The organism is Fuscovulum sp. (assembly GCA_035192965.1).
Classification (GTDB): Bacteria; Pseudomonadota; Alphaproteobacteria; order Rhodobacterales; family Rhodobacteraceae; genus Paragemmobacter.
On the sequence record CP136571.1, the window covers coordinates 3,946,645 to 3,970,080 of the forward strand.

Genomic DNA, 23,436 nt, shown 5'->3' on the forward strand with positions numbered 1-23,436 from the left:
TGGTGAAACCTGTGAAGGGATGGCCCGCGTCAAAGCAGCCTGTATTCGCGCGCCTTTCTGATCGCTTCTGACGTGGTCCGCGCCTCAAGCCGGATTCGCGCGGATACAAGCCGCGCCTTCAGGGCACTTTCCGAAATACCGAGTTTTTCCGCCGCTGCCGCATGGCGATCCCCATCGGCCAGACATTGAAGCGCCTCGATCTGCGCCCGCGTCAGCTCGCTTGGCGGTTTCGCTTCGATGTGCAGCCGGATCGTGATTTCCCTCAGCAGTTCCAGTTCTTCATCCTCGAATTCCCGATCAGACCGGGCAACGCCGACGATCGAGCGCGAGGTGATGGGTCCATAGGATGACACTGCACCGAATTTCAGACCATGCGATGCGGCCTTCGCCATGACGCTGAAGGGATCAGGCAGGGGGATGCTGCTCCAGCGTGTGGTGCCTTCGACACCCACGCCCCAGAAGACAAGCGGATCCCGCAGATAGTAGGAATGGCTGTTGTAAAACTCAGTCCAATCCGCCGGATAGGTGCTTTTATAAACCAGAGGACTTGCATAGCGAATGTGCAGCCCGACCGAATAGCCCATCGGGGCAAGCTGATCGAGGTCTTCCAGCAACTGATTAACAACCTTTCTTTCCGACATGTCGGCTCTGCGCGAGCACGCCCCCTTTCAACCTATGATTGCTACGCTCATTATGCGCATTCGCACAAGAAGAAACATCTGCGAGTTGCGTTTCCTCGATAGCTTTCCGCGTTGCCGGGGCCAAGGCGGTAATCCCTTACCGTCCCGAAAAACCCCGCCGCAAATGGAAAAGCCCACCTTTCGGCGGGCTTTTCATCAAAAGGGCAAAGCCTTGGATATCAATCCTCGGCAGAATCCTCGGCCTCGACGCGGGCGCGGTCTGCTGCACCCTTGGCCGAGGTGTCGCGGTCGACAAACTCGATGATCGCCATCGGGGCCATGTCGCCATAGCGGAAGCCGGCCTTCAGCACGCGGACATAACCGCCCTGACGGTCCTTGTAGCGCGGGCCCAGAATTTCGAACAGGCGCGCGGTGTGCATGTCCTGCTTCAGCTGAGCATGGGCCTGACGGCGCGCATGCAGGTCGCCGCGCTTGGCCAGCGTGATCAGCTTTTCGATGATCGGGCGCAGTTCCTTGGCCTTGGGCAGGGTCGTCTTGATCTGTTCATGTTCGATCAGCGAACCACACATGTTGGCGAACATCGCCTTGCGGTGTTCATGGGTGCGGTTCAGCTTACGGTAGCCGTTCGAGTGACGCATGATGGTCTCCTATCGTCTCGTTTTGCTTTGTGTTGCGGCCTGTGCGTGCAGGCCGCGTCGTTGGGGCGGAATGCCCAGGTATTCCCCGCCTGCGCGGGCATTGTCCGAAAGGCGGGGTTTCCCCCGCCCCCCGAATTAGAATTGGTCTTCGAAGCGCTTGGCCAGATCTTCGATGTTCTCCGGCGGCCAGTCCTCGACTTCCATCCCAAGATGCAGGCCCATGCCCGAAAGCACTTCTTTGATCTCGTTCAGCGACTTGCGGCCAAAGTTCGGGGTGCGCAGCATCTCGGCTTCGGTTTTCTGGATCAGGTCGCCGATATAGACGATGTTGTCGTTCTTCAGGCAGTTGGCCGAACGCACCGAAAGCTCCAGCTCGTCCACCTTCTTCAGCAGCAGCGGGTTGAATTCCAGCCCTGCATCCACTTCGCCCAGCTTGGCCGATTCCGGCTCGTCGAAGTTGACGAAGATCGACAGCTGGTCCTGCAGGATGCGCGCGGCATAGGCCACGGCGTCATCCGGCGTCAGGCTGCCATCGGTTTCAATCTTCATCGTCAGCTTGTCATAGTCCAGCACCTGGCCCTCACGGGTGGGCTGCACTTCGTAGGAAACCTTCTTGACCGGCGAATAGATCGCATCGATCGGGATCAGACCGATCGGCGCATCTTCCGGGCGGTTTTTGTCGGCCGCGACATAGCCCTTGCCGGTATTCACCGTCAGTTCCATGAACACATCCGCGCCGTCATCCAGATGGCAGATCACGTGGTCCTTGTTCAGAACCTCGATCCCGTTGGATTCCGAGATATCGCCAGCGGTCACAACGCCCGGACCCTTGGCCGAAATCGACAGGCGCTTCGGCCCTTCGACTTCCATCTTCAGGCTCACGCCCTTCAGGTTCAGCACGATGTCGGTGACGTCTTCACGCACACCGGCCACGCTGGAAAACTCATGCAGAACGTTGTCGATCTGCACCGAGGTGATGGCCCCGCCCTGCAGCGACGACATCAGCACGCGACGCAGCGCGTTGCCCAGCGTCAGGCCAAAGCCCCGCTCCAGCGGTTCGGCGATCACCGTCGCCACGCGCGCGGGGTCAGCCCCGGGCTTGACCACCAGTTGCGTCGGTTTGATGAGTTCTTGCCAGTTCTTGTGGATCATGCTTTCGCCTCCATACTTGCCCGCTGCCCATGTCCAGTTAGCGGCGGACGCCCGAGGATCAGAAATAGCTGAAACGGGCCGCACCAGAAGGCACGGCCCGCCCATATCAAACAGTGTCAGACGCGGCGGCGCTTCGGCGGACGGCAGCCGTTATGCGCCAGCGGGGTGACATCACGGATCGAGGTGATGTTGAAACCCACAGCTGCCAGCGCACGCAGCGCCGACTCGCGGCCCGAACCCGGACCCTGCACTTCGACTTCCAGCGTTTTCACGCCATGTTCCTGCGCCTTTTTCCCGGCGTCTTCGGCGGCCATCTGGGCAGCATAAGGCGTCGACTTGCGCGAGCCTTTGAAACCCATCGTGCCGGCCGAGGACCACGAAATCGCGTTGCCCTGAACGTCGGAAATCAGAATCTTGGTGTTGTTGAACGACGAGTTCACATGTGCCACGCCAGCAGCAATGTTCTTGCGTTCTTTTTTCTTGGTGCGCGCGGCGCTCTTGGTATCACGTGCCATGGGTGCCCCTCCTTATTTCTTCTTGCCAGCGATGGCTTTGGCGGGGCCCTTGCGGGTACGTGCGTTCGTGTGGGTGCGCTGACCGCGGACCGGCAGGCCCTTGCGATGACGCAGGCCGCGATAGCAGCCCAGATCCATCAGACGCTTGATGTTCATCGACGTTTCGCGACGCAGGTCGCCTTCGACGGTGAAGTTTGCATCGATGAATTCGCGGATCGCCAGAACTTCGGCATCCGACAGCTGGTTCACGCGACGCGAGGTGTCGATGTTCAGCGAGGTGCAGATGATCTCGGCGTTATGGGGACCGATACCGGTGATGTAGGTCAGGGCAATCGGCACCCGCTTCTGGGTGGGGATGTTGACGCCAGCAATACGTGCCAAACGTTTGTTCCTTTTCGTTGCGGTTCCGTGATGCCAGAACCTTTTTTCACAACTCCGGCGGCGCAGGCGATCCCGTGCCACCGATTCGATCTGACCAGCCAAGCATCAATATGGCCGGACGATTCCCTTGCGGGACGCTGTGCTTTATGGGCTTTTCCCCGGCCCGTCAAGGCCGGGGACCGGCATTTTCATGCCTTGTCAAGCACTGCCGCAATGGCCGCAGAAACTGCGTCCATTTCCGCCAGCCCATCCACCGTCGAAAGCTGATCCTTGGCATAATAGTAACCGATCAGCGGCGACGTTTTCTTGTAGTATTCCATCAGCCGCTGCTTGAGCGACTCTTCATTGTCATCGGCCCGCCGCCGCAGGTCGGTTGACCCGCAGGCATCGCAGACACCCGCCACTGACGTGGGCTTGGTCTGGTCGTGATAGACAGCGCTGCAATTGCCGCAGGTATAGCGACCGGTGATCCGCGCCACGAGCGCGGCGTCATCCACCTGCATCTCGATCACCGCATCCAGCGCTTGGCCGGACCGGTGCAACAGATCACCCAGCGCATCCGCCTGTTTCAGCGTGCGGGGAAAGCCATCGAAGATGAACCCTCCGCCCGCCGGGCCGGTGATCTTTTCCTCGATCAGCCCGATCACGATGTCATCGGTGACCAACTCGCCCCGCGCCATCACCTCGGATACCCGGCGGCCCATTTCGGTGCCGCTGGTCTTGGCCTCGCGCAACATGTCGCCTGTCGACAACTGCACCATGCCCCGCTCATCCACCAGCCGCTTGGCCTGCGTACCTTTTCCCGCCCCCGGCGGGCCCAGAAGAATGATGTTGACCATGTCCCCCCCGCGATCAGCGCCGCGCCGGCGCCTTGGGCGCCGTCCGCTTTTTGCCACGCAGGTTCGATTTTTCGATCAACCCTTCATACTGGTGCGCCAACAAATGTGATTGAATCTGGTTGATCGTGTCCATCGTCACCGACACCACGATCAGCACAGACGTACCCCCGAAATAGAACGGCAGCCCCACCTCTGCGATCAGGATCTCAGGCAGCAGACAGACCGCCGCCAGATAGGCCGACCCCAGCACAAGGATGCGGTTCAGCACGTATTCCAGATACTCTTCGGTCTTCTTGCCGGGACGGATACCGGGAATGAACCCTTGCTGGTTCTTCAGGTTGTCCGCCACATCTTCCACCTTGAACGCCACATTGGCGGTGTAGAAGTAGGAAAAGAACACGATCATCGCTGCCATCGCCAACAGATGCAGCGGCTGACCATAGCCCAGATAGGCCATCAGCGTGGACAGCACCGGGTTGGTATCCGACCCCGAGAAGGTGCCGATCGTCGTCGGCAACAGCAGCAGGGACGAGGCAAAGATCGCCGGGATCACGCCCGCCGGGTTCACCTTCACAGGCAGGTGCGATGACCCGCCGTCGAAAATCTTCATCCCCACCTGACGGCGCGGATACTGGATATGGATCTTGCGCAGCGCGCGCTCCATGAACACCACAAAGGCGATGACCGCGATCACCATCACGATGATGCCCAGGATGACCGGGGTCGAAATCGCGCCCGACCGGCCCTGTTCAAAGAACTGCACCAAAGCGGCCGGAATTTCCGCCACGATCCCCACAAAGATGATCAGCGAAATACCGTTGCCGATGCCCCGCGCGGTGATCTGCTCACCCAGCCACATCAGGAACATCGTCCCGCCCACCAGCGTGATCACGCAAGCTGCCTTGAAGAACAGCCCCGGATCATGGGCCAGACCGCCCGCTTCCAGCGAAACAGCGATGCCCCAGGCCTGAAAGATCGCCAGCGCCACGGTGCCATAGCGCGTGTACTGGTTCAGCTTCTTGCGGCCTTGCTCGCCTTCCTTCTTCAGCTGCTCCAGCTTCGGCACCATTGCGGCCATCAGCTGTACGATGATCGACGCGCTGATATAGGGCATGATCCCCAGCGCGAAGATGCCCATACGGCTGATCGCGCCACCTGTGAACAGGTTCAGCATCCCACCGATGCCCTGGCTCGCCTCCGTCATGAACTCGCGCAGCGCCGTCCCGTCGATACCGGGCACGGGGATATAGGTCCCCAGCCGGTAGACGATCAGCAACCCGAGGGTAAAGAAAATGCGTTGGCGAAGGTCGGTCGCCTTGCCAAGGGCGGACCAACTCAGGTTCGCCGCCATTTGCTCCGCAGCAGATGCCATGCCCAGACTTCTTTCATGGAGGCGCCGCCGAACCGTTTTCCGGTCGGCGGCGCGGGAAAACTTGCCCTGATGTAAGCGGTCCTGCGACCGCTCACAACCGTTATTCGGCAGCCGCCGGCGCCGATGCCTTGACGGTGATCGAACCACCAGCCTTTTCGATGGCCTCAATGGCCGAGGCAGACGCGCCCGTGACCACCAGTTTCACCTTCGACGTCAGCTCACCCTTGCCCAGGATGCGGATGCCGTCGCGCTTGGTCTTGGTCAGACCGGCAGCAACCAGCACGTCTTCGGTGATCTCAGCTTTGATATCCAGCTTGCCCAGACCGATGAACTTTTCGATCAGGCCCAGGTTGACCACCGCGAATTCCAGACGGTTCGGCTTGTTGAAGCCGCGCTTGGGCAGACGGCGGTACAGCGGCATCTGGCCGCCTTCATACCCGCCAAGTGCCACGCCCGAACGGGACTTCTGGCCCTTGATCCCGCGCCCTGCGGTCTTGCCCTTGCCCGAACCTGGGCCGCGCGCCACGCGCTTCTGCTTCTTGGCGGCGCCGTCATTGTCACGCAGTTCATTCAATTTCATGTCGCATACTCCTTGGCCGGAATGCCCATACCTGCGACGGATGAAGGGCAACGCGGCATTTCTTGTTGGTTCAGGGCGGCACGCTGCCCCCCTATAAAATGGCAAAGACGCGCGAGGTTTCCCCCGCGCGTCCTGTCAGGCACCGTTTGGCAGGGTTACCCCTGCCCCACGATCAGCCGCGTTCTTCGATGATCTGCACCAGGTGCTGGATCTTGCGCACCATGCCGCGCACGGAAGGCGTATCTTCCAGCTCGCGGGTGCGGTTCATCTTGTTCAAGCCCAGACCTTTCAGGGTCGCGGTCTGCACGGCCGGGCGGCGGGCGGCGGATGCCACCTGCTTTACCACGATGGTTTTCTTGTCAGCCATGATCAAGCCTCCACTGCTTCAGCTTCGGGCTTGCGCAGAATCTCGGCCACCTTCTTGCCGCGACGATTCGCAACTTGGCGAGGCGATGTTTCCTGCTTCAGACCGTCGATCGTGGCGCGGATCATGTTGTAGGGGTTCTGCGACCCGATGGATTTCGCCACCACGTCCTGAATCCCCAGCATTTCGAACACAGCGCGCATCGGACCACCGGCGATGATCCCGGTACCGGCCGCAGCCGTCCGCATCACCACTTTGCCTGCGCCATGACGGCCTTCCATATCGTGATGCAGCGTGCGCGCATCCTTCAGCGGAACGCGGATCAGCGAACGCTTGGCCTGTTCAGTGGCCTTGCGGATCGCTTCCGGCACTTCCTTGGCTTTGCCCTTGCCAAAGCCGACGCGACCACGCTGGTCGCCGACCACGACAAGTGCCGCAAAGCCAAAGCGCTTGCCGCCCTTAACGGTTTTGGACACGCGGTTGATCGCGACCAGACGGTCGGCGAATTCCGGGGTTTCTTCCGGGCGGTTGTCGCGGCGGTCATTGCCACGGCCTTCCCGGCGGTTGTCACGTTCTGCCATATGGCATTCCTTCACTCGTGGCGCGGCAAAGCGCCGTTTGTTGGCCAATCCTGGTGGATGCCAAAGGGCAACCCCGGATCATCGGGGTGGCGCGCCCATACCGGAACACGCCACCCGCTTTTGATTAGAACTTCAGGCCACCTTCACGGGCAGCATCGGCCAAAGCCTTGATCTTGCCGTGAAAGATGTAACCGCCGCGGTCGAAATAGCATTCTTCCACGCCGGCCTTTTTCGCACGTTCTGCAATCGCAGCGCCGATCTTGGCCGCAGCCTCGACGTTGTTCTTGCCAACGATCCCCAGATCCTTCTCGAGCGACGATGCAGCGGCCACGGTGACCCCCTTCACGTCGTCGATCAGCTGGACGCTGATGTTCTTGCTCGAACGATGCACCGAAAGGCGCAGACGCCCGTTCGACATCGCCTTGATCTTGTTCCGGACGCGCATGCGACGCTTGAGGAACAGCTCTCTTTTCGTGTTCGCCATGGTTGCGCCCCTTACTTCTTCTTGCCTTCCTTGCGGAAGATGTACTCATCCTTGTAGCGGATGCCCTTGCCCTTATAGGGCTCGGGGCGCTTCCACTCACGGATGTTCGCCGCAACTTGTCCGACAAGCTGCTGGTCGATACCTTCCACAACGATTTCAGTCTGCTTCGGAGAGGTGACAGTCACCCCCTTCGGCACTTCGAAGTTGACCTCATGCGAATAGCCGAGCGACAGCTTCAGGATATTCCCGTTCATCGCGGCGCGGTAACCCACACCCTGGATTTCCAGGTCTTTCTTGAACCCATCGGTCACACCAACCACAAGGTTGGACACCATGGAGCGGGTCATGCCCCACTGCTGACGTGCGCGCTTGGACATGCCGCGCGGGGTCACCTTGATGGTGGTTCCGTCGACAGTCAGCGTCACGTCGTCGCCAGCGGTGAAGCTGCGGGTGCCTTTCGGCCCCTTCACTTCGATGGTCTGACCGCTGATCGAGGCCGACACGCCCTTGGGCATTTCGACCGGCTTCTTTCCAATACGAGACATACCACCCTCCTCAGAACACGGTGCAGAGCACTTCGCCGCCAACATTGGCGGACCGTGCTGCTGCATCGGACATGACGCCTTTCGGCGTGGAGACGATGGAAACACCCAGACCGTTCCGCACCGACGGGATGTCCTTGACACCCATATAGACGCGGCGGCCCGGCTTGGACACGCGCTTAAGCTCGCGGATCACCGGGGTGCCTTCAAAGTACTTGAGCGAGATCACCAGTTCACCCTGGCCATTCTCGGTCGTCTTTTTCTCGTAGCCGCGGATGTAGCCTTCCGTTTCCAGCACATCCAGCACCCAGGCGCGCAGCTTCGAAGCCGGCGTCGCGACGGTGGATTTGCCGCGCTGTTGCGCGTTGCGGATACGGGTCAGCATATCGCCGAGAGGATCGTTCATCGACATCTGTCTTCCTCCCTTACCAGCTCGACTTCACCATGCCGGGGATCTGGCCGAAAGACGCCAGTTCCCGCAGCATGATGCGCGAGAGTTTCAGCTTACGATAATAAGCATGGGGACGGCCCGTCAGCTGGCAGCGGTTGTGCAGCCGGGTGGCGGACGAGTTGCGGGGCAGTTCGGCAAGTTTCAGAGTCGCCTTGAAGCGCTCTTCCACCGGCTTGGACTGGTCGTTGATCACCGCCTTGAGTGCCGCGCGCTTCGAAGCATGCTGCTTCACAAGCTTGGCGCGCTTCACTTCGCGGTTCACCATGGATTTTTTTGCCATATCTAGGTTCCTCGCGGTTACGACGTGAAGGGCATGTTGAAATGCTTCAACAGCGCCTTGGCTTCTGCGTCGGTCTTCGCGTTGGTGCAGATGATGATGTCCATTCCCAGAACTTCGTCGACCTTGTCGAAGTTGATTTCCGGGAACACGATGTGTTCCTTCAGGCCCATGGCATAGTTGCCACGGCCGTCAAAGGACGTGCCCTTCACGCCGCGGAAGTCGCGGACGCGCGGCAGGGCAATCGTGATCAGACGATCCAGGAATTCGTACATCCGGTCGCCGCGCAGCGTGACCTTGCAGCCCAGCGGCATCTCTTCCCGCACGCGGAAGCCGGCGATCGACTTCTTTGCATAGGTGATGACGGCTTTCTGACCTGCAATCTGCGACAGTTCTTCAGCGGCCTGCTTCACCTTCTTGGTGTCCTTGACCGCTTCGCCGACGCCCATGTTCAGCACGATCTTCTCGAGCTTGGGGATCTGCATGTCGTTCTTGTAGGAGAACTCTTCCTTCATCGCGGGGCGGATGCGCGTGGCATAGTCCGCCTTGGCCCGCGGGGTATAGGTGGCTTGGTCAAGCATCAGATCGCCTCCCCGGTGGACTTGGCGTAACGCACCTTCTTGTCGCCTTCCATGCGGAAGCCGACGCGGGTGGGTTTGCCGTTCTTGTCAACAATCGCCAGGTTCGACAGATCGACCGGCAGCGCCTTGGCCAGACGGCCGCCCTGAGAAGAAGCCGACTGCTTGGTGTGGCGGATCGCGACGTTCACGCCATCGACGACGGCCTTGTTGTCCTTGGGCATGACGGCGGAAATCTCGCCCTTCTTGCCCTTGTCCTTGCCGGTGAGCACGATGACCGTGTCACCCTTCTTGAGTTTCGCAGCCATCAGAGCACCTCCGGAGCCAGCGAGATGATCTTCATGAAGTTCTTCGCACGCAGCTCGCGCACGACCGGCCCGAAGATACGGGTGCCGACCGGTTCGCCCTGGTTGTTCAGGATGACGGCGGCGTTACGGTCAAAGCGGATCGACGTACCGTCTTCACGGCGGACTTCCTTGGCGGTGCGAACGACGACTGCCTTGCGGACATCCCCCTTCTTCACACGGCCTTTCGGAATAGCTTCCTTCACCGACACCACGATGATGTCGCCGACCGAAGCATAACGGCGGTGCGAACCGCCAAGAACCTTGATGCACTGAACCCGGCGAGCGCCAGAGTTGTCAGCTACATCCAGATTGGTCTGCATCTGGATCATTGGTTTACTCCCGACCTTTGGGAACCGTCATGATCGTAACGGTCCCAGGGTTTCGTTCGAGCAGAACGGAGGTTGCGGCTTACGCCTCGACAACCACCGTCCAGCGTTTCGTTTTCGAAATCGGCGCACATTCCTCGATGCGGACAGCGTCGCCAACCTTGAACTTGTTGTGTTCGTCGTGGGCCCGGTACTTCTTGGACTTGCGGACTGTCTTTTGCAGCAGCGGGTGCTTGAAGCGGCGCTCGACCAGAACGGTGATCGTCTGGGCGTTCTTGTCCGAGGTCACAACACCTTGCAGGATGCGTTTGGGCATGTCGTGATCCTCTTATTTCGCGGCTTCAGCGGCTTTTTGCGTCAGCACCGTCTTGATGCGCGCCACGTCCTTGCGGATGGCGTTCATGCGGGCGGTGTTCTCAAGCTGGCCGGTGGCCTGCTGGAAGCGCAGGTTGAACGCTTCCTTCTTCAGCGCAACCAGGCTGTCGCGCAGCTGGTCAGGCGTCTTGGTCTTCAGTTCCGTGGCGGTCATGCCGCGTCTTCCTTTTCTCAATCACCAGAAGACCCCTGCAATCGTCTCAGGGTAACCTTGAACCTGGTGGATCAATGACAAACCACCGATTCCGAGTCGCCCCGGAGCCGTGGATGCGCCCGTATAGGGAGGAAGGGGTTACGGGGCAAGGGGGAAGTTGATGCAGCCCGCCCCGCTTGCTATGCCGGTGTTGCGCAACTTTCCACAAGGAAAATAGGCCATGCTTCACAGGCTGTTCAATGCCCCGCGCGCCTATCCCGCCGCCTATGCCGCCCATTACGACAGGCTGATCAAGTTCTATGATGGCCGGGATGTCTGGCTTCAGTCCATACAGGGTGTTCCCCCCGGCGCGGTGCATCTGTTCTGCCTGCACTGGCTGCATCTTGAGGTGCACAATGGCGGCTTCTGGCAGTACTTCTTCAACTCGACCGGGGTAACAGCCCCCGAGGCACGCGAAGGATTTGCCGCGATCGGCATGCCCGATGTCGCCGACATCATCTCACAGGCGATGGATCGTGTCGCCGCCCCCTACCCGTTCGACCGTGACACCCGGCAGGCCCGCGTTGGCCCGCCAGAGGCACGGCTGGATTTCCTCGATCTCGACAGCGCGTTCTACGATCTGGCCGATACCGAAAAGTTCTTTCGCAAACTTCCCAAATTCGTGCCCCTTGCCGACCGCTATGCAAGCACCCTTATCCAGCGATAGCCAACGCAAGCCGCGCCCCCATGTTCGGATCAACCCACCGCACATGACACTGCCCTTTGACGCACCCCTTCGCGGGGCCGTGCCATAAGGGCAAGGGCAGCCCCCACAGCAGCCCTATCCATTGGGGCCGCCGGGCCTGTTGACAGAAAGCGTGTGCCTGCACAAACTCCTCCCAAGGTTGTTTGGTAAATGGTGATGTCATGGAATTCCTTTTGCTGGCCCTCCTCGGGCTTGGCGCCGCCTCGCTGCTTGGTGGATCTGAGAGCCCGGACAGTCCTTCCGGCGGTGGAAATCAGAACGATGACGACGGCGACGATCCGCCCGATGACAACGACGAAGGTCGCCGCATCGAACTGAAAAGCGGCGTCAGAAACCCCGCCGGCGGCTCTGGCAACGACACCTTTGTCGGCATCGCCGAAGGCGACGTCCTTGCTGGCGGCGGCGATGACAGGTTCGATTTCGAGGATGGCTATGGCGCCAGAATTTTTGGCGGCGATGGGAATGAAACGCTTACCAGCGCAGGTGACAACTATGTGCTGCACGGGGATGCCGGAAACGATCTGATCTCCTTCTCCGCCTCGGCCTTTGACGGTCAGGCTGCCTATGGCGGCAATGGAAACGATACCCTTTCCGTTGCCTTTCCAGATATTCCCAACGCCGCCGGGGCCGTTCTTGGGGGTGGCAGGGGGGCAGACACCTTTGATCTGACCTTCAACGCATGGCCGGATGCAGACCAAAGACAGGCGGACTTTGTCACGTTGAAGGATTTCAAACCCGGCGAAGACCGTCTGAACATCAAAGCGGATAACTTCTCACGGGCCGAGTTGATCGAAAATTCCGAAAACGGCTTCACCGACCTCAGGCTGTATCACTCGGTGACAAACCAGAACGGCGAAGTCGTCGAACGCTATTCCACCATCCGCATGGAAGGGATCACCGGGGCAAACCTTGAATCGCTCGGCGTGAACCTTCCCCCAGCCCCGGCGATCCCGGATGATCAGGGCCGCCGTTATGACATCGCACCGGGCGGCCTCTCCTCTGTCACAGGCGGCGCGGGGAATGACACGATCACCGGAATCGCAGGTGGCAGCTTCCTTGGTGGTGGGGGGGATGACCGCTTTGACATCGAGACGGGCGCGGATTCCGTTCTGGACGGCGGGGCTGGCAATGACACGCTCAACGTTGGCGAAAGCGCAAATATGAACGTCCTCGGCGGCGCCGGGAATGATGTGCTGAACATCGACAGCACCAGCAACACCCAAGAAACCTCAACCATCAATGGTGGTGACGGCGACGACAACCTTAACATCGGCATCGCCCTGAACGACCCATTCGCTCAGCGTGTCGATACGGTTTCCGGTGGTGCCGGCGCAGACACCTTCACCCTTGATGTTAAGGATGTCACCTCCGGCGCAGATTTCAGCACCGACACAATGCTTGTCATCGATGACTTCTCACAGGCCGAGGACGACCTGATCATCAACATCCGCCCCGAAGATGCCCCCTACTTCAAGGGCGCGTCCTTGGTGGAAAACCCGCAGGACGGATCTACCGACCTTGTCCTGACGTTCCAACGGCCGGATGAAAACGGCGTCATGCAAGAATGGACCGGCACGATCAAACTTATGGCCACGTCCGGCCTCGTGCTGGCCGACGACGGCCCGATCCAGGTAAAGACCGCCGCCTGACATTGGGCGGCACCACCCTTCACGCCAAACGAAAAGGCCCCCACCGTTGCCAGTGGGGGCCTGTTCCGTAAGGTGTGCGCTAAAAGCGCGCGACCCTTACCAGTCTTCCTTCGCGACAACGCGCGTGGTGACCGGCAGTTTCATGGCGCCCAGACGCAGGGCTTCACGCGCGATAACTTCGGACACGCCGTCGATCTCGAACATGATGCGGCCCGGCTTCACCTTGGCTGCCCAGTAATCCACCGAACCCTTACCTTTACCCATACGGACTTCGGTAGGCTTCGACGACACCGGAACATCCGGGAAAATCCGGATCCAGACGCGACCCTGGCGTTTCATGTGGCGGGTGATCGCGCGGCGGGCCGCTTCGATCTGCCGCGCGGTCACACGCTCGGGCTCAGTAGCTTTCAGCGCAAAGGACCCGAAGTTCAGCAGAAAGCCGCCCTTCGCCTCGCCGTGGATACGGCCCTTGTGCTGTTTGCGGAACTTGGTCCGTTTCGGTTGCAGCATTTCCTTCTACTCCCTTACGCGCGTTCGCGGTCGCGGCGCGGCGCACGCGGTGCAGCACCGTCCTGCGCTTCGGCCTGACGGCGATCATGGGCCTGCGGATCATGCTCAAGGATCTCGCCCTTGAAGATCCACACCTTCACACCGATGATCCCATAAGGGGTCTCGGCTTCCGACAGCGCATAGTCGATGTCGGCGCGCAGCGTGTGCAGCGGAACGCGGCCTTCACGGTACCATTCGGTACGCGCGATTTCCGCACCACCCAGACGACCGGCGACGTTCACACGGATCCCCAGCGCGCCCATCCGCATGGCGTTCTGCACGCCGCGCTTCATGGCCCGGCGGAACGAAACCCGGCGCTCCATCTGCTGGGCGATCGACTCGGCCACCAGCTGGGCGTCCAGTTCCGGCTTGCGGACTTCGACGATGTTCAGGTGCAGTTCAGACTTGGTGAACGCGGTCAGCTTCTTGCGAAGCGTCTCGATATCCGCGCCCTTCTTGCCGATGATCACGCCCGGACGTGCGGTGTGAATGGTCACACGGCACTTCTTGTGGGGGCGCTCGATGATCACGCGGCTGATGCCAGCCTGCTTGAGTTCCTTGTGGATGAACTCGCGCATCCGCAGGTCTTCCAGCAGCAGGTTGCCATAGTCCTTCGACTCGGCGAACCAGCGGCTATCCCAGGTCCGGTTGACCTGCAGGCGCATCCCGATGGGGTTAACCTTCTGACCCATTATGCAGACTCCCCGACTTGACGCACCTTGATGGTGATCTCGCTGAACGGTTTCATGATCTTGCCGAACCGGCCACGCGCCCGCGGACGGCCGCGCTTCATGACCAGGTTCTTGCCGACCCAGGCTTCGGCGACGACAAGGCTGTCAACGTCGAGGTTGTGGTTGTTTTCCGCATTGGCGATCGCCGACTGCAGGCACTTCTTCACGTCACCCGCGATGCGGCGCTTCGAGAAGGTGAGATCGGCCAAAGCCTTTTCCACCTTCTTGCCCCGGATCAGACCGGCGACGAGGTTCAGCTTCTGCGGCGAGGTGCGAAGCATCCGGGCAATCGCCATCGCTTCGTTGTCCGCCACGCGGCGCGGATTCTTTTCCTTACCCATGGCTTACTTCCTCTTGGCTTTCTTGTCCGCGGCGTGACCGTAATAGGTCCGGGTCGGGGAATATTCCCCGAACTTCTGGCCGATCATTTCTTCGGTCACATTGACGGGAATGTGCTTGTGTCCGTTGTAGACCGCGAAGGTCAGGCCAACGAACTGCGGCAGGATGGTGGAACGGCGCGACCAGATCTTGATCACTTCGTTCTTGCCCGATTCCCGTGCTTTCTCGGCCTTTTTCAGGACGTAAGCGTCGACGAACGGGCCTTTCCAGATAGAACGAGTCATGGATTAGCGCCCTTTTTTCTTGGCGTGACGCGAACGGACGATGTACTTGTCCGTCTGCTTGTTCGAACGGGTCCGGTTGCCCTTGGTCCCCTTGCCCCACGGCGTCACCGGGTGACGACCACCCGAGGTGCGGCCTTCACCACCGCCATGCGGGTGGTCGATCGGGTTCATCGCAACACCGCGAACGGTCGGGCGGATGCCCATGTGGCGGCGACGCCCGGCCTTGCCGAGGTTCTGGTTCGAATTGTCGGGGTTCGACACGGCACCGATGGTGGCCATGCATTCCTGACGCACCATCCGCAATTCGCCCGAAGACAGGCGGATCTGCGCATAGCCACCGTCACGGCCCACGAACTGGGCGTAGGTGCCCGCCGCGCGTGCCAGCTGGCCGCCCTTGCCGGGCTTCAGCTCGACGTTGTGAACGATCGTCCCGATCGGCATGCCCGAGAACGGCATTGCGTTGCCGGGCTTCACGTCGGTCTTGGCACCCGCGATCACCTGATCGCCAACAGCCAGACGCTGCGGTGCCAGGATATAGGCAAGCTCGCCATCCGCATACTTCACCAGCGCGATGAAAGCGGTGCGGTTCGGGTCATATTCGATCCGTTCCACGGTCGCCGCGATGTCGAACTTGCGGCGCTTGAAATCCACAATGCGGTACAGGCGCTTTGCGCCGCCGCCCTTGTGCCACATCGTGATACGTCCGGTGTTGTTCCGGCCACCCGTCTTTGTCAAACCCTCGGTAAGGGCTTTGACAGGGCGTCCTTTCCACAGCTCCGAACGGTCGATCAGAACCAGCCCACGCTGGCCAGGCGTCGTCGGTTTATACGACTTGAGTGCCATGCTCTCTGTCTTCCGTCAGCTAAGGGATCGCAGATGCGGTCCCGTGGTTATAGGGCTCCGAAGATCCCCGATTTCGGCCGGATGCCCGCAGGCAAAACGACCGGATTCCTTAAAAATCCACGGCCCCGGAAAACCGGGGCCGCCAGATTCGTCGGCTCAATATCAGAGGCCGGTGGCAACGTCGATAGTGTTGCCTTCTTCCAGCATGACATAGGCCTTCTTCTTGTCCGACCGCTCGCCTGCGCGACCGCGGAACTTCTTGGCCTTGCCCTTGGTGACGACGGTGTTCACCGCTTTCACCTTTACGCCGAAAACCGCTTCCACGGCTTCCTTGATGGCGGGCTTGGTCGCCGTCATGGCAACCTGAAACACCACCGCACCATGCTCCGATGCCATGGTGGCTTTCTCGGTGATGATCGGCTTCTTGATCAGGTCGTAATGTTCGGGTTTCACGCTCATTTCAGACGAGCCTCCAGTGCTTCGACACCGGCCTTCGTGATCACCAGGGTGTCACGCTTCAGGATGTCATAAACGTTTGCACCGATGGTCGGCAGCACGTCGATCCCTTCGATGTTGCGGGCGGCCAGCACGAAATTCGCGTCGACATCCGCACCATCAATGATCAGCACGCGCTTCCAGCCACGTTCCTGCAGGGTCTTGGCCAGCATTGCGGTCTTGGCTTCCGCCATCACCAGGCTGTCCACGATCACCAGTTCACCCGCCTTGGCCTTGGCCGACAGCGCATGGCGCAGCCCGAGGGCGCGGAACTTCTTCGGCAGGTCATGGGCATGCGACCGCGGGGTCGGGCCCTTCACAACGCCACCGTGACGGAAGATCGGCGCCTTGCGGGAACCGTGACGTGCGCCACCGGTGCCCTTCTGGCGATAGATCTTCTTGGTCGAGTACGAGACCTCGGCCCGGGTCAGCGTCGAATGGGTGCCAGCTTGGGCTTTCGCCCGCTGCCAGCGCACCACGCGGTGCAGGATGTCGGCGCGCGGGTCCAGCCCGAACAGCGCTTCGTCCAGATCGATGGAACCGGCTTTGCCGCCGTCCAGCTTGATCACATCAAGTTTCATGCTTCACCCCCTTCGGCCGCAACTTCCACGGCCGGAGCAGCAGCAGTCATCGAACGCACCGCAGCCGGACGCGGTGCGTCGGCGAACGGGGCCTTCTTGACGGCGTCCTTCACGGTGACCCAGCCACCCTTCGATCCCGGGACAGCGCCCTTGACCATGATCAGGCCGCGGTCGGCATCCGTGCGCACGACCTGCAGGTTCTGCGTGGTCACACGAACGGCACCCAGATGGCCTGCCATCTTCTTGCCCTTGAACACCTTGCCGGGGTCCTGGCACTGGCCCGTGGACCCGTGCGAACGGTGCGACACGGAAACACCGTGCGACGCCCGCAGACCGCCAAAGTTGTGGCGCTTCATCGCACCGGCAAAACCCTTACCGATCGAGGTGCCCGCGATATCCACGAACTGCCCGGCCAGGTAATGGTCTGCGGTGATTTCCGCACCCACATCAATCAGGTTGTCGGGCGTCACGCGGAATTCCGCGATCTTGCGCTTCGGGCTGACATTCGCCTTGGCGAAATGGCCGCGCTGCGCTGCCGTGGTCCGCTTGGCCTTTGCCTCGCCCGCGCCAAGCTGAACAGCCGTATAGCCATCCTTGTCGGCGGTGCGCTGTGCGACGACCTGCAGGTTGTCAAGTTGAAGGACGGTCACAGGAACCTGCGTGCCGTTCTCCAGGAACAGCCGGGTCATGCCCAGCTTCTTTGCGATAACTCCAGAGCGCATGGTCATGCCCCCTTAAACCTTGATCTCGACATCCACGCCGGCCGCGAGGTCGAGCTTCATGAGCGCGTCCACGGTCTGCGGGGTCGGATCTACGATGTCGAGAAGACGCTTGTGCGTCCGGATTTCCCACTGGTCGCGCGACTTCTTGTCGATGTGCGGACCGCGCAGAACGGTGAACTTCTCGATCTTGTTCGGCAGCGGGATCGGGCCGCGCACTTGCGCGCCGGTCCGCTTGGCCGTGTTCACGATTTCCTGCGTGCTGGCATCCAGTACGCGGTAATCGAAGGCCTTAAGCCGGATGCGGATGGTTTGACCTTGCATCTTGTTTTCCTTTTAGAACGTTGGGGTGGGCTTTCGCCCACCCAAGAGGTTCTGTTTGTGGTTATTACAGAATGATTTTCGACACGACGCCTGCGCCGACGGTGCGGCCGCCTTCACGGATGGCGAAGCGCAGCTTCTCTTCCATCGCGATCGGGGCGATCAGCGTCACGTTGAACTTCAGGTTGTCGCCCGGCATCACCATTTCGGTGCCTTCCGGCAGCTCAACCGTCCCGGTCACGTCCGTCGTGCGGAAGTAGAACTGCGGACGGTAGTTCGCGAAGAACGGCGTGTGACGGCCACCCTCTTCCTTGGTCAGGATATAGGCTTCCGCCTCGAACTTCGTGTGCGGGTTCACCGACTTCGGCTTGCACAGAACCTGCCCACGCTCCACGCCTTCACGGTCGATGCCGCGCAGCAGAACGCCGACGTTGTCGCCAGCTTCCCCACGGTCCAGCAGCTTGCGGAACATTTCCACGCCCGTGCAGACCGACTTCTTGGTGTCGCGGATGCCGACGATTTCAACTTCGTCGCCGACGTTGATCACGCCACGCTCCACACGGCCGGTCACAACCGTACCGCGGCCCGAGATCGAGAACACGTCTTCGATCGGCATCAGGAAGGGCTGGTCGATGGCGCGGGCCGGGGTCGGGATGTACTCATCCACGGCCTTCATCAGAGCGCGGATCGAATCCTCGCCGATGTCCTTGCGCTCGCCGATCATGGCCTGGTGGGCCGAACCCTTGACGATCGGAATGTCGTCGCCCGGATATTCGTAGCTCGAGAACAGCTCGCGGATTTCCATCTCGACCAGTTCGATCAGCTCTTCGTCATCAACAAGGTCAACCTTGTTCATGTAGCAGACCATGTAGGGGATACCCACCTGGCGGCCGAGCAGGATGTGCTCGCGCGTCTGCGGCATCGGGCCGTCGGAAGCCGCGCAAACCAGGATCGCGCCGTCCATCTGGGCCGCACCGGTGATCATGTTCTTCACATAGTCGGCGTGGCCGGGGCAGTCGACGTGCGCATAGTGACGGGCTTCCGTCTCGTATTCCACGTGTGCGGTCGAGATCGTGATCCCACGAGCCCGCTCTTCCGGCGCGCCATCGATCTGGTCATAGGCGCGGAATTCGCCGAAATACTTCGTGATCGCAGCCGTCAGCGTCGTCTTGCCGTGGTCAACGTGGCCAATCGTGCCAATGTTGACGTGCGGTTTGTTCCGTTCAAACTTTGCCTTGCCCATCAGGGTCACTCCTCATTCGTGTGTCGGTGCTGCCGGGGTATCCCCCGGCCTACGGGGTGGTAGGGCGGGGTTCACCCCGCCACACCGGTTAAGCGTATTTCTTCTGGATCTCGTCCGAGATGTTCTGCGGCACGGCCTCGTAATGGTCGAACTCCATCGAGAACACAGCGCGACCCGAGGTCATCGAACGCAACTGGTTGATGTAGCCGAACATGTTCGCCAGCGGAACCATCGAGGCGATGACATTCGCGTTGCCGCGGCTGTCCTGCCCGTTGATCATCCCCCGACGCGAGGTCAGGTCGCCGATGACGCCGCCGGTGTATTCCTCCGGGGTCACCACTTCGACCTTCATGATCGGTTCCAGCAGCTTGGCGCCGGCCTTCTTCAGACCTTCGCGCATCGCCGCACGGGCCGCGATTTCAAAGGCCAGAACCGACGAGTCAACATCGTGGAATGCGCCGTCGATCAGCTGCACCTTGAAGTCGATCACCGGGAAGCCGGCCAGCGGGCCCGAATCCATCACCGACTTGATGCCCTTTTCGACGCCGGGGATGTATTCCTTCGGCACCGCACCACCAACGATCTTCGACTCGAAGGAATAGCCTTCGCCCGGTTCCGTCGGCTGAATGACCAGCTTCACGCGCGCGAATTGGCCGGTACCACCGGTCTGCTTCTTGTGCGTGTAGTCGATCTCATGCTCGCGCGAGATCGTCTCGCGGTAAGCCACCTGCGGCGCACCGATATTCGCCTCGACCTTGAACTCGCGACGCATACGGTCGACGAGGATGTCGAGGTGAAGTTCCCCCATACCCTTCATGATGGTCTGACCGGATTCGATGTCGGTCTCCACCCGGAAGGACGGGTCTTCGGCGGCCAGACGGGCCAGCGCGATGCCCATCTTTTCCTGGTCGGCCTTGGTCTTGGGTTCCACCGCGATCTCGATCACCGGGACCGGGAAGGTCATGGTTTCCAGAACAACGGGTGCCGCCGGATCACAAAGCGTGTCCCCGGTGGTGGTTTCCTTCAGACCGCCCAGCGCGATGATGTCACCAGCGAATGCTTCGGTGATTTCTTCGCGGTCGATGGCGTGCATCATCATCATGCGGCCAACGCGCTCTTTGCGCTGCTTGGTCGCGTTCATCATCGCATCGCCCTTGGCCAGCTTGCCCGAATAGATCCGGGTAAAGGTCAGCGAACCAACGAAGGGGTCGTTCATGATCTTGAACGCCAGACCCGAGAAGGGCTGGTCGTCATCTGCAGACCGCGCGATGTTGCGGGTTTCCGTTTCGTCGCCCGGTGCAAAGCCCATATAGGGCGGCACGTCCAGCGGCGAAGGCAGATAGTCGATCACGGCGTTCAGCAGCGGCTGCACACCCTTGTTCTTGAAGGCCGAGCCCGCAAAAACCGGGATGAAGTCAATCGCCAGCGTCCCCTTGCGGATCAGCGCGCGCAGTTCTTCCGGGGTCGGCTCGTTGCCTTCCAGATAGGCTTCCATGGCCGCGTCGTCCTGACCGACTGCCGTTTCCAGCAGGTTCAGGCGCCATTCATCGGCCACGTCCTTCAGGTCGGCGCGGATCGGCTGACGGATCCAGGACGCGCCCAGATCTTCACCCTGATAAACCCACTCTTCCATCGTCACGAGGTCGATGATGCCTTCCAGCTTGTCCTCGGCGCCGATCGGCAGGGCCACCGGCATCGCATTCGCGCCGGTCCGGTCCTTGATCATGCGGACGCAGTTGAAATAGTCCGCACCGGTCTTGTCCATCTTGTTGACGAACACGATCCGCGGAACCTTGTAGCGGTCAGCCTGACGCCACACGGTTTCGGTCTGCGGTTCCACACCTGCGTTGCCGTCCAGCAGAACGACAGCACCGTCAAGCACGGCCAGCGAACGTTCGACTTCAATGGTAAAGTCCACGTGGCCGGGGGTGTCGATGATGTTGAAACGGTACTTGTCGGAACGCGCATGCTCCAGACCCGGATCAATGGTGCGTTCCCAGAACGTGGTCGTCGCAGCAGAGGTGATCGTGATGCCACGCTCCTGCTCCTGCTCCATCCAGTCCATGGTGGCCGCGCCATCATGGACTTCACCGATCTTGTGCGACTTGCCTGTGTAATACAGGATGCGCTCAGACGTGGTGGTCTTGCCGGCATCGATATGCGCGATGATGCCAAAGTTGCGGTAGCGCGTCAGCGGAAATTCGCGTGCCATGATGACCCCTTACCAGCGGTAATGGCTGAATGCTTTGTTCGCATCCGCCATCTTGTGGGTGTCTTCCCGCTTTTTGACAGCGGTGCCACGGTTGTTCACGGCATCCGAAAGCTCGGCAGCCAGACGTTCTTCCATGGTGTTCTCGTTGCGCTTGCGGGCCGCGATGATCAGCCAGCGGATCGCCAGCGCTTCGCGGCGCTCGGTGCGCACTTCGACCGGAACCTGATAGGTTGCACCACCGACGCGGCGCGAACGCACTTCGACCGACGGCTTCACGTTTTCCAGCGCTTCGTGGAAGGCCTGGATCGGTTCGCGCTTCAGACGCGACTGAACGCGCTCAAGCGCGCCATAGACGATGGATTCTGCAACGGATTTCTTTCCGTCCAGCATCAGGTTGTTCATGAACTTGGTCAGAACCCGGTCGCCATACTTGGCATCGGGCAGGATTTCGCGCTTCTCGGCGGCGTGACGACGTGACATCTCTTATCTCCTCACTTCGGACGCTTGGCGCCGTATTTCGAACGACGCTGACGACGATCTTTCACGCCCTGGGTATCCAGAACGCCGCGGAGGATGTGGTAACGCACACCGGGAAGGTCTTTTACCCGGCCGCCACGGATCAGAACCACAGAGTGTTCCTGAAGGTTGTGCTTTTCACCCGGAATGTAGCTGATGACTTCAAAGCCATTGGTCAGACGCACCTTGGCGACTTTCCGCATAGCCGAGTTCGGCTTCTTAGGCGTCGTGGTGTACACGCGGGTACACACGCCACGCTTCTGCGGGCAGGATTCCAAGTGCTGCGACTTGGACCTTCTTACTTTCGCTTCCCGCGGCTTGCGGATCAGCTGTTGGATCGTCGGCATTCACGTACCCCGATTTGCCCTCACGGGCGTTGTCAATACTCGCGCCAATCTCCCGGCGCGCTGCTTCTCGACTGACGTCTGCGCGGATCGCAAAACGCCAAAACCGCATGCGCCCCCTTCGCGGGGACGACGCGGTGGAATTCCAGAGGATCGGGGCCTGCGCCCGGATCATGACCACTCACTTTTCGATATCCTTGGGCCGACTCCCACAGGGGGCCAGCACTCAGGTAGCGGGCGTATAGGGGGAGTCGCGGGGGATGTCAACAACCGCCCCGGCCCGGTTGCTGGCCTGGGGTCAGCCCTGCCCCCCCGGCATCTGAACCGCCTTCACCTTGCGCTCGCGCCACAGGGTAAAGATGCCCGATCCCACCACCAGCCCCGCCCCCATCAGCGTCAGCGCATCGGGCAGCGTGCCAAAGATCACCCAGCCCAGAAAGATCGCCCAGAGCAGGGCCGTATACCGGAAAGGCGCGATAAACCCGATATCGCCCACCCGCATCACCATGATCACAAAGTTATAGCCCACCACCAGCGCCGCCGCTGCCCCACCGATCAGCAGCCCCTCGCGCAGGCTTACCGCCTCCCACCCGGCAGGCAGCGACAGGGTCAGCGCGGTGACCGTCACCGCAAGTGACGCCAGCACCGCCACGGTGGATGACGGCACCGCCCTTGATAGCTGCCGGGTTGAAAGATCGCGCACCACCACAAAGGCCACCGATGCCAACCCCATCAGCGACCAATGGTCAAACCCCTGCGGTCCGGGCCGAATGATGATCAACACCCCCACGAACCCCACCAGAATGGCCGTGATCCTCCGCCAGCCAATCCTGTCGCCAAACACCGCCCAAGCGGCCAAGGCCACCGCCAAAGGCAGCGATTGCAGGATCGCCGACAGGTTCGCCAAAGGCATATGCACCAGCGCCGCCAAGAACAGCAGCGTCGACGCCACCTCTGCCACAGACCGGATCGCCACGATCCCCGCATCTCGCCGCGCCATCCGGAACCGCAGCCCCCCGGTTGCCACCCCGATCAGCGCCAGTGGCGCCAGCGTCAGCAATCCCCGCATCGCAATGGCCTGCCACAAGGGCAGGGTCTGCGTCGCGGCCTTCATCGCGCTGTCGTTCAGGGTAAAGGCGGCCATTGCGATCATCATATAGATCGCGCCGCGCAGATTGTCGGATATCGGCATCATGTCCTCTTGGCCCACATCGCTATCAGCGCGCCCGCCAAAGGAAAAGGGCCGCCGCATCGCTGCGACGGCCCCT

General features: G+C 60.9%; 35 protein-coding genes. 2 read left to right on the forward strand and 33 right to left on the reverse strand.

The features are described from left to right. Positions 1–29 precede the first annotated feature (29 nt). The 19 genes from RSE12_19380 to rpmC all read right to left on the reverse strand — a co-directional run bounded on the left by RSE12_19380 (position 30) and on the right by rpmC (position 10,597). A complete protein-coding gene (locus RSE12_19380) occupies positions 30–641 on the reverse strand; it encodes an autoinducer binding domain-containing protein (protein ID WRH62494.1) in 612 nt (203 codons plus the stop codon). A 218-nt stretch (positions 642–859) separates the two neighbouring features. Further along, positions 860–1,279 (reverse strand): 50S ribosomal protein L17, encoded by a 420-nt coding sequence (gene rplQ, locus RSE12_19385; protein WRH62495.1) that lies wholly within the window; start codon positions 1,277–1,279, stop codon positions 860–862. A gap of 135 nt (positions 1,280–1,414) precedes the next feature. Next, positions 1,415–2,431 carry a DNA-directed RNA polymerase subunit alpha gene (locus tag RSE12_19390; GenBank protein ID WRH62496.1) on the reverse strand — a complete coding sequence of 339 codons (1,017 nt, stop codon included), beginning with the start codon at positions 2,429–2,431 and terminating at the stop codon, positions 1,415–1,417. A gap of 116 nt (positions 2,432–2,547) precedes the next feature. Further along, positions 2,548–2,946: a 30S ribosomal protein S11 gene (gene rpsK, locus RSE12_19395; protein WRH62497.1), complete on the reverse strand. Its 399-nt coding sequence runs from the start codon at positions 2,944–2,946 to the stop codon at positions 2,548–2,550. Between the two features lie 12 nt (positions 2,947–2,958). After that, complete coding sequence (gene rpsM, locus RSE12_19400; GenBank protein ID WRH62498.1) at positions 2,959–3,327, reverse strand: 30S ribosomal protein S13; 369 nt, start codon at positions 3,325–3,327, stop codon at positions 2,959–2,961. 188 nt (positions 3,328–3,515) lie between these two features. Next, positions 3,516–4,166: an adenylate kinase gene (locus RSE12_19405; GenBank protein ID WRH62499.1), complete on the reverse strand. Its 651-nt coding sequence runs from the start codon at positions 4,164–4,166 to the stop codon at positions 3,516–3,518. A gap of 13 nt (positions 4,167–4,179) precedes the next feature. Further along, complete coding sequence (gene secY, locus RSE12_19410; protein ID WRH62500.1) at positions 4,180–5,538, reverse strand: preprotein translocase subunit SecY; 1,359 nt, start codon at positions 5,536–5,538, stop codon at positions 4,180–4,182. 100 nt (positions 5,539–5,638) lie between these two features. Next, the gene (rplO, locus tag RSE12_19415; GenBank protein ID WRH62501.1) at positions 5,639–6,118 is read right to left on the reverse strand and encodes a 50S ribosomal protein L15; all 480 of its coding nucleotides are present in this window, start codon (positions 6,116–6,118) and stop codon (positions 5,639–5,641) included. A gap of 172 nt (positions 6,119–6,290) precedes the next feature. After that, positions 6,291–6,485, reverse strand: a complete 195-nt coding sequence (rpmD, locus tag RSE12_19420) for a 50S ribosomal protein L30 (protein WRH62502.1) — start codon at positions 6,483–6,485, stop codon at positions 6,291–6,293. A 2-nt stretch (positions 6,486–6,487) separates the two neighbouring features. Next, on the reverse strand, positions 6,488–7,063 hold the full coding sequence (gene rpsE, locus RSE12_19425) for a 30S ribosomal protein S5 (GenBank protein WRH62503.1): 576 nt from the start codon (positions 7,061–7,063) through the stop codon (positions 6,488–6,490). A 124-nt stretch (positions 7,064–7,187) separates the two neighbouring features. Then, on the reverse strand, positions 7,188–7,547 hold the full coding sequence (gene rplR, locus RSE12_19430) for a 50S ribosomal protein L18 (GenBank protein WRH62504.1): 360 nt from the start codon (positions 7,545–7,547) through the stop codon (positions 7,188–7,190). 11 nt (positions 7,548–7,558) lie between these two features. Then, complete coding sequence (gene rplF, locus RSE12_19435; protein WRH62505.1) at positions 7,559–8,092, reverse strand: 50S ribosomal protein L6; 534 nt, start codon at positions 8,090–8,092, stop codon at positions 7,559–7,561. A 10-nt stretch (positions 8,093–8,102) separates the two neighbouring features. Continuing rightward, positions 8,103–8,501: a 30S ribosomal protein S8 gene (rpsH, locus tag RSE12_19440; protein WRH62506.1), complete on the reverse strand. Its 399-nt coding sequence runs from the start codon at positions 8,499–8,501 to the stop codon at positions 8,103–8,105. Positions 8,502–8,514: 13 nt separating this feature from the next. Then, entirely contained in the window at positions 8,515–8,820 is a 306-nt protein-coding gene (rpsN, locus tag RSE12_19445) for a 30S ribosomal protein S14 (protein WRH62507.1), read from the reverse strand. A gap of 17 nt (positions 8,821–8,837) precedes the next feature. After that, complete coding sequence (rplE, locus tag RSE12_19450) at positions 8,838–9,398, reverse strand: 50S ribosomal protein L5 (GenBank protein ID WRH62508.1); 561 nt, start codon at positions 9,396–9,398, stop codon at positions 8,838–8,840. Continuing rightward, positions 9,398–9,703, reverse strand: a complete 306-nt coding sequence (gene rplX, locus RSE12_19455) for a 50S ribosomal protein L24 (protein ID WRH62509.1) — start codon at positions 9,701–9,703, stop codon at positions 9,398–9,400. The genes rplE and rplX overlap by 1 nt, the downstream gene beginning before the upstream one ends. Further along, positions 9,703–10,071, reverse strand: coding sequence for a 50S ribosomal protein L14 (gene rplN / locus RSE12_19460; GenBank protein WRH62510.1), 369 nt, complete (start codon positions 10,069–10,071; stop codon positions 9,703–9,705). The genes rplX and rplN overlap by 1 nt, the downstream gene beginning before the upstream one ends. Positions 10,072–10,150: 79 nt before the next feature. After that, on the reverse strand, positions 10,151–10,384 hold the full coding sequence (gene rpsQ / locus RSE12_19465) for a 30S ribosomal protein S17 (GenBank protein WRH62511.1): 234 nt from the start codon (positions 10,382–10,384) through the stop codon (positions 10,151–10,153). Between the two features lie 12 nt (positions 10,385–10,396). Then, positions 10,397–10,597, reverse strand: coding sequence for a 50S ribosomal protein L29 (gene rpmC, locus RSE12_19470; protein ID WRH62512.1), 201 nt, complete (start codon positions 10,595–10,597; stop codon positions 10,397–10,399). A 220-nt stretch (positions 10,598–10,817) separates the two neighbouring features. On the opposite strand from rpmC, the gene RSE12_19475 reads away from it, so the two are divergent. Continuing rightward, a complete protein-coding gene (locus tag RSE12_19475) occupies positions 10,818–11,303 on the forward strand; it encodes a DUF4375 domain-containing protein (GenBank protein WRH62513.1) in 486 nt (161 codons plus the stop codon). Between the two features lie 200 nt (positions 11,304–11,503). Further along, positions 11,504–12,991: a hypothetical protein gene (locus tag RSE12_19480; GenBank protein WRH62514.1), complete on the forward strand. Its 1,488-nt coding sequence runs from the start codon at positions 11,504–11,506 to the stop codon at positions 12,989–12,991. A gap of 96 nt (positions 12,992–13,087) precedes the next feature. On the opposite strand, the gene rplP is transcribed toward RSE12_19480, so the two are convergent. The 14 genes from rplP to RSE12_19550 form a co-directional block, all read right to left on the reverse strand. After that, a complete protein-coding gene (gene rplP, locus RSE12_19485; GenBank protein WRH62515.1) occupies positions 13,088–13,501 on the reverse strand; it encodes a 50S ribosomal protein L16 in 414 nt (137 codons plus the stop codon). 14 nt (positions 13,502–13,515) lie between these two features. Then, entirely contained in the window at positions 13,516–14,232 is a 717-nt protein-coding gene (gene rpsC, locus RSE12_19490; GenBank protein ID WRH62516.1) for a 30S ribosomal protein S3, read from the reverse strand. After that, positions 14,232–14,612, reverse strand: a complete 381-nt coding sequence (gene rplV, locus RSE12_19495; GenBank protein WRH62517.1) for a 50S ribosomal protein L22 — start codon at positions 14,610–14,612, stop codon at positions 14,232–14,234. Before rplV ends, rpsC begins: the two co-directional genes overlap by 1 nt. A gap of 3 nt (positions 14,613–14,615) precedes the next feature. Further along, complete coding sequence (gene rpsS / locus RSE12_19500) at positions 14,616–14,894, reverse strand: 30S ribosomal protein S19 (GenBank protein WRH62518.1); 279 nt, start codon at positions 14,892–14,894, stop codon at positions 14,616–14,618. A gap of 3 nt (positions 14,895–14,897) precedes the next feature. Then, complete coding sequence (rplB, locus tag RSE12_19505) at positions 14,898–15,737, reverse strand: 50S ribosomal protein L2 (GenBank protein WRH62519.1); 840 nt, start codon at positions 15,735–15,737, stop codon at positions 14,898–14,900. A 162-nt stretch (positions 15,738–15,899) separates the two neighbouring features. Continuing rightward, complete coding sequence (locus RSE12_19510; protein ID WRH62520.1) at positions 15,900–16,196, reverse strand: 50S ribosomal protein L23; 297 nt, start codon at positions 16,194–16,196, stop codon at positions 15,900–15,902. Continuing rightward, a complete protein-coding gene (rplD, locus tag RSE12_19515) occupies positions 16,193–16,813 on the reverse strand; it encodes a 50S ribosomal protein L4 (GenBank protein ID WRH62521.1) in 621 nt (206 codons plus the stop codon). The genes RSE12_19510 and rplD overlap by 4 nt, the downstream gene beginning before the upstream one ends. After that, a complete protein-coding gene (rplC, locus tag RSE12_19520; GenBank protein WRH64874.1) occupies positions 16,810–17,535 on the reverse strand; it encodes a 50S ribosomal protein L3 in 726 nt (241 codons plus the stop codon). The genes rplD and rplC overlap by 4 nt, the downstream gene beginning before the upstream one ends. A 12-nt stretch (positions 17,536–17,547) precedes the next feature. Continuing rightward, entirely contained in the window at positions 17,548–17,856 is a 309-nt protein-coding gene (gene rpsJ, locus RSE12_19525; GenBank protein ID WRH62522.1) for a 30S ribosomal protein S10, read from the reverse strand. A 64-nt stretch (positions 17,857–17,920) separates the two neighbouring features. Then, the gene (gene tuf / locus RSE12_19530; GenBank protein ID WRH62523.1) at positions 17,921–19,096 is read right to left on the reverse strand and encodes an elongation factor Tu; all 1,176 of its coding nucleotides are present in this window, start codon (positions 19,094–19,096) and stop codon (positions 17,921–17,923) included. A gap of 88 nt (positions 19,097–19,184) precedes the next feature. Then, positions 19,185–21,308, reverse strand: coding sequence for an elongation factor G (gene fusA, locus RSE12_19535; GenBank protein WRH62524.1), 2,124 nt, complete (start codon positions 21,306–21,308; stop codon positions 19,185–19,187). A gap of 9 nt (positions 21,309–21,317) precedes the next feature. Next, complete coding sequence (rpsG, locus tag RSE12_19540) at positions 21,318–21,788, reverse strand: 30S ribosomal protein S7 (GenBank protein WRH62525.1); 471 nt, start codon at positions 21,786–21,788, stop codon at positions 21,318–21,320. Positions 21,789–21,799: 11 nt separating this feature from the next. Further along, entirely contained in the window at positions 21,800–22,171 is a 372-nt protein-coding gene (gene rpsL / locus RSE12_19545; protein ID WRH62526.1) for a 30S ribosomal protein S12, read from the reverse strand. A 295-nt stretch (positions 22,172–22,466) separates the two neighbouring features. Beyond that, positions 22,467–23,420: a DMT family transporter gene (locus tag RSE12_19550; protein ID WRH62527.1), complete on the reverse strand. Its 954-nt coding sequence runs from the start codon at positions 23,418–23,420 to the stop codon at positions 22,467–22,469. Positions 23,421–23,436 lie beyond the last annotated feature (16 nt).

What these genes read in the sequence shown, in the direction of transcription:
- rpsQ (WRH62511.1), bottom strand. Translation starts at nt 10,384, where the DNA reads ATGCCCAAACGCATCCTGCAAGGTGTTGTGACCTCGGACAAGAACGCC.
- rpmC (WRH62512.1), bottom strand. Translation starts at nt 10,597, where the DNA reads ATGACCGCCACGGAACTGAAGACCAAGACGCCTGACCAGCTGCGCGAC.
- secY (WRH62500.1), bottom strand. Translation starts at nt 5,538, where the DNA reads ATGGCATCTGCTGCGGAGCAAATGGCGGCGAACCTGAGTTGGTCCGCC.
- RSE12_19390 (WRH62496.1), bottom strand. Translation starts at nt 2,431, where the DNA reads ATGATCCACAAGAACTGGCAAGAACTCATCAAACCGACGCAACTGGTG.
- rplN (WRH62510.1), bottom strand. Translation starts at nt 10,071, where the DNA reads ATGATCCAGATGCAGACCAATCTGGATGTAGCTGACAACTCTGGCGCT.
- rplE (WRH62508.1), bottom strand. Translation starts at nt 9,398, where the DNA reads ATGCTTGACCAAGCCACCTATACCCCGCGGGCCAAGGCGGACTATGCC.
- rplR (WRH62504.1), bottom strand. Translation starts at nt 7,547, where the DNA reads ATGGCGAACACGAAAAGAGAGCTGTTCCTCAAGCGTCGCATGCGCGTC.
- rpsC (WRH62516.1), bottom strand. Translation starts at nt 14,232, where the DNA reads ATGGGTCAGAAGGTTAACCCCATCGGGATGCGCCTGCAGGTCAACCGG.
- rpsK (WRH62497.1), bottom strand. Translation starts at nt 2,946, where the DNA reads ATGGCACGTGATACCAAGAGCGCCGCGCGCACCAAGAAAAAAGAACGC.
- rpsG (WRH62525.1), bottom strand. Translation starts at nt 21,788, where the DNA reads ATGTCACGTCGTCACGCCGCCGAGAAGCGCGAAATCCTGCCCGATGCC.
- tuf (WRH62523.1), bottom strand. Translation starts at nt 19,096, where the DNA reads ATGGGCAAGGCAAAGTTTGAACGGAACAAACCGCACGTCAACATTGGC.
- RSE12_19550 (WRH62527.1), bottom strand. Translation starts at nt 23,420, where the DNA reads ATGCGGCGGCCCTTTTCCTTTGGCGGGCGCGCTGATAGCGATGTGGGC.
- rplX (WRH62509.1), bottom strand. Translation starts at nt 9,703, where the DNA reads ATGGCTGCGAAACTCAAGAAGGGTGACACGGTCATCGTGCTCACCGGC.
- RSE12_19480 (WRH62514.1), top strand. Translation starts at nt 11,504, where the DNA reads ATGGAATTCCTTTTGCTGGCCCTCCTCGGGCTTGGCGCCGCCTCGCTG.
- rpsS (WRH62518.1), bottom strand. Translation starts at nt 14,894, where the DNA reads ATGACTCGTTCTATCTGGAAAGGCCCGTTCGTCGACGCTTACGTCCTG.
- rplO (WRH62501.1), bottom strand. Translation starts at nt 6,118, where the DNA reads ATGAAATTGAATGAACTGCGTGACAATGACGGCGCCGCCAAGAAGCAG.
- rplC (WRH64874.1), bottom strand. Translation starts at nt 17,535, where the DNA reads ATGCGCTCTGGAGTTATCGCAAAGAAGCTGGGCATGACCCGGCTGTTC.
- rpsL (WRH62526.1), bottom strand. Translation starts at nt 22,171, where the DNA reads ATGCCGACGATCCAACAGCTGATCCGCAAGCCGCGGGAAGCGAAAGTA.
- rplD (WRH62521.1), bottom strand. Translation starts at nt 16,813, where the DNA reads ATGAAACTTGATGTGATCAAGCTGGACGGCGGCAAAGCCGGTTCCATC.
- RSE12_19380 (WRH62494.1), bottom strand. Translation starts at nt 641, where the DNA reads ATGTCGGAAAGAAAGGTTGTTAATCAGTTGCTGGAAGACCTCGATCAG.
- rpsH (WRH62506.1), bottom strand. Translation starts at nt 8,501, where the DNA reads ATGTCGATGAACGATCCTCTCGGCGATATGCTGACCCGTATCCGCAAC.
- rplB (WRH62519.1), bottom strand. Translation starts at nt 15,737, where the DNA reads ATGGCACTCAAGTCGTATAAACCGACGACGCCTGGCCAGCGTGGGCTG.
- fusA (WRH62524.1), bottom strand. Translation starts at nt 21,308, where the DNA reads ATGGCACGCGAATTTCCGCTGACGCGCTACCGCAACTTTGGCATCATC.
- rplV (WRH62517.1), bottom strand. Translation starts at nt 14,612, where the DNA reads ATGGGTAAGGAAAAGAATCCGCGCCGCGTGGCGGACAACGAAGCGATG.
- rpsE (WRH62503.1), bottom strand. Translation starts at nt 7,063, where the DNA reads ATGGCAGAACGTGACAACCGCCGGGAAGGCCGTGGCAATGACCGCCGC.
- rpsJ (WRH62522.1), bottom strand. Translation starts at nt 17,856, where the DNA reads ATGCAAGGTCAAACCATCCGCATCCGGCTTAAGGCCTTCGATTACCGC.
- RSE12_19475 (WRH62513.1), top strand. Translation starts at nt 10,818, where the DNA reads ATGCTTCACAGGCTGTTCAATGCCCCGCGCGCCTATCCCGCCGCCTAT.
- rpmD (WRH62502.1), bottom strand. Translation starts at nt 6,485, where the DNA reads ATGGCTGACAAGAAAACCATCGTGGTAAAGCAGGTGGCATCCGCCGCC.
- rpsN (WRH62507.1), bottom strand. Translation starts at nt 8,820, where the DNA reads ATGGCAAAAAAATCCATGGTGAACCGCGAAGTGAAGCGCGCCAAGCTT.
- rplP (WRH62515.1), bottom strand. Translation starts at nt 13,501, where the DNA reads ATGCTGCAACCGAAACGGACCAAGTTCCGCAAACAGCACAAGGGCCGT.
- RSE12_19405 (WRH62499.1), bottom strand. Translation starts at nt 4,166, where the DNA reads ATGGTCAACATCATTCTTCTGGGCCCGCCGGGGGCGGGAAAAGGTACG.
- rplF (WRH62505.1), bottom strand. Translation starts at nt 8,092, where the DNA reads ATGTCTCGTATTGGAAAGAAGCCGGTCGAAATGCCCAAGGGCGTGTCG.
- rplQ (WRH62495.1), bottom strand. Translation starts at nt 1,279, where the DNA reads ATGCGTCACTCGAACGGCTACCGTAAGCTGAACCGCACCCATGAACAC.
- RSE12_19510 (WRH62520.1), bottom strand. Translation starts at nt 16,196, where the DNA reads ATGAGCGTGAAACCCGAACATTACGACCTGATCAAGAAGCCGATCATC.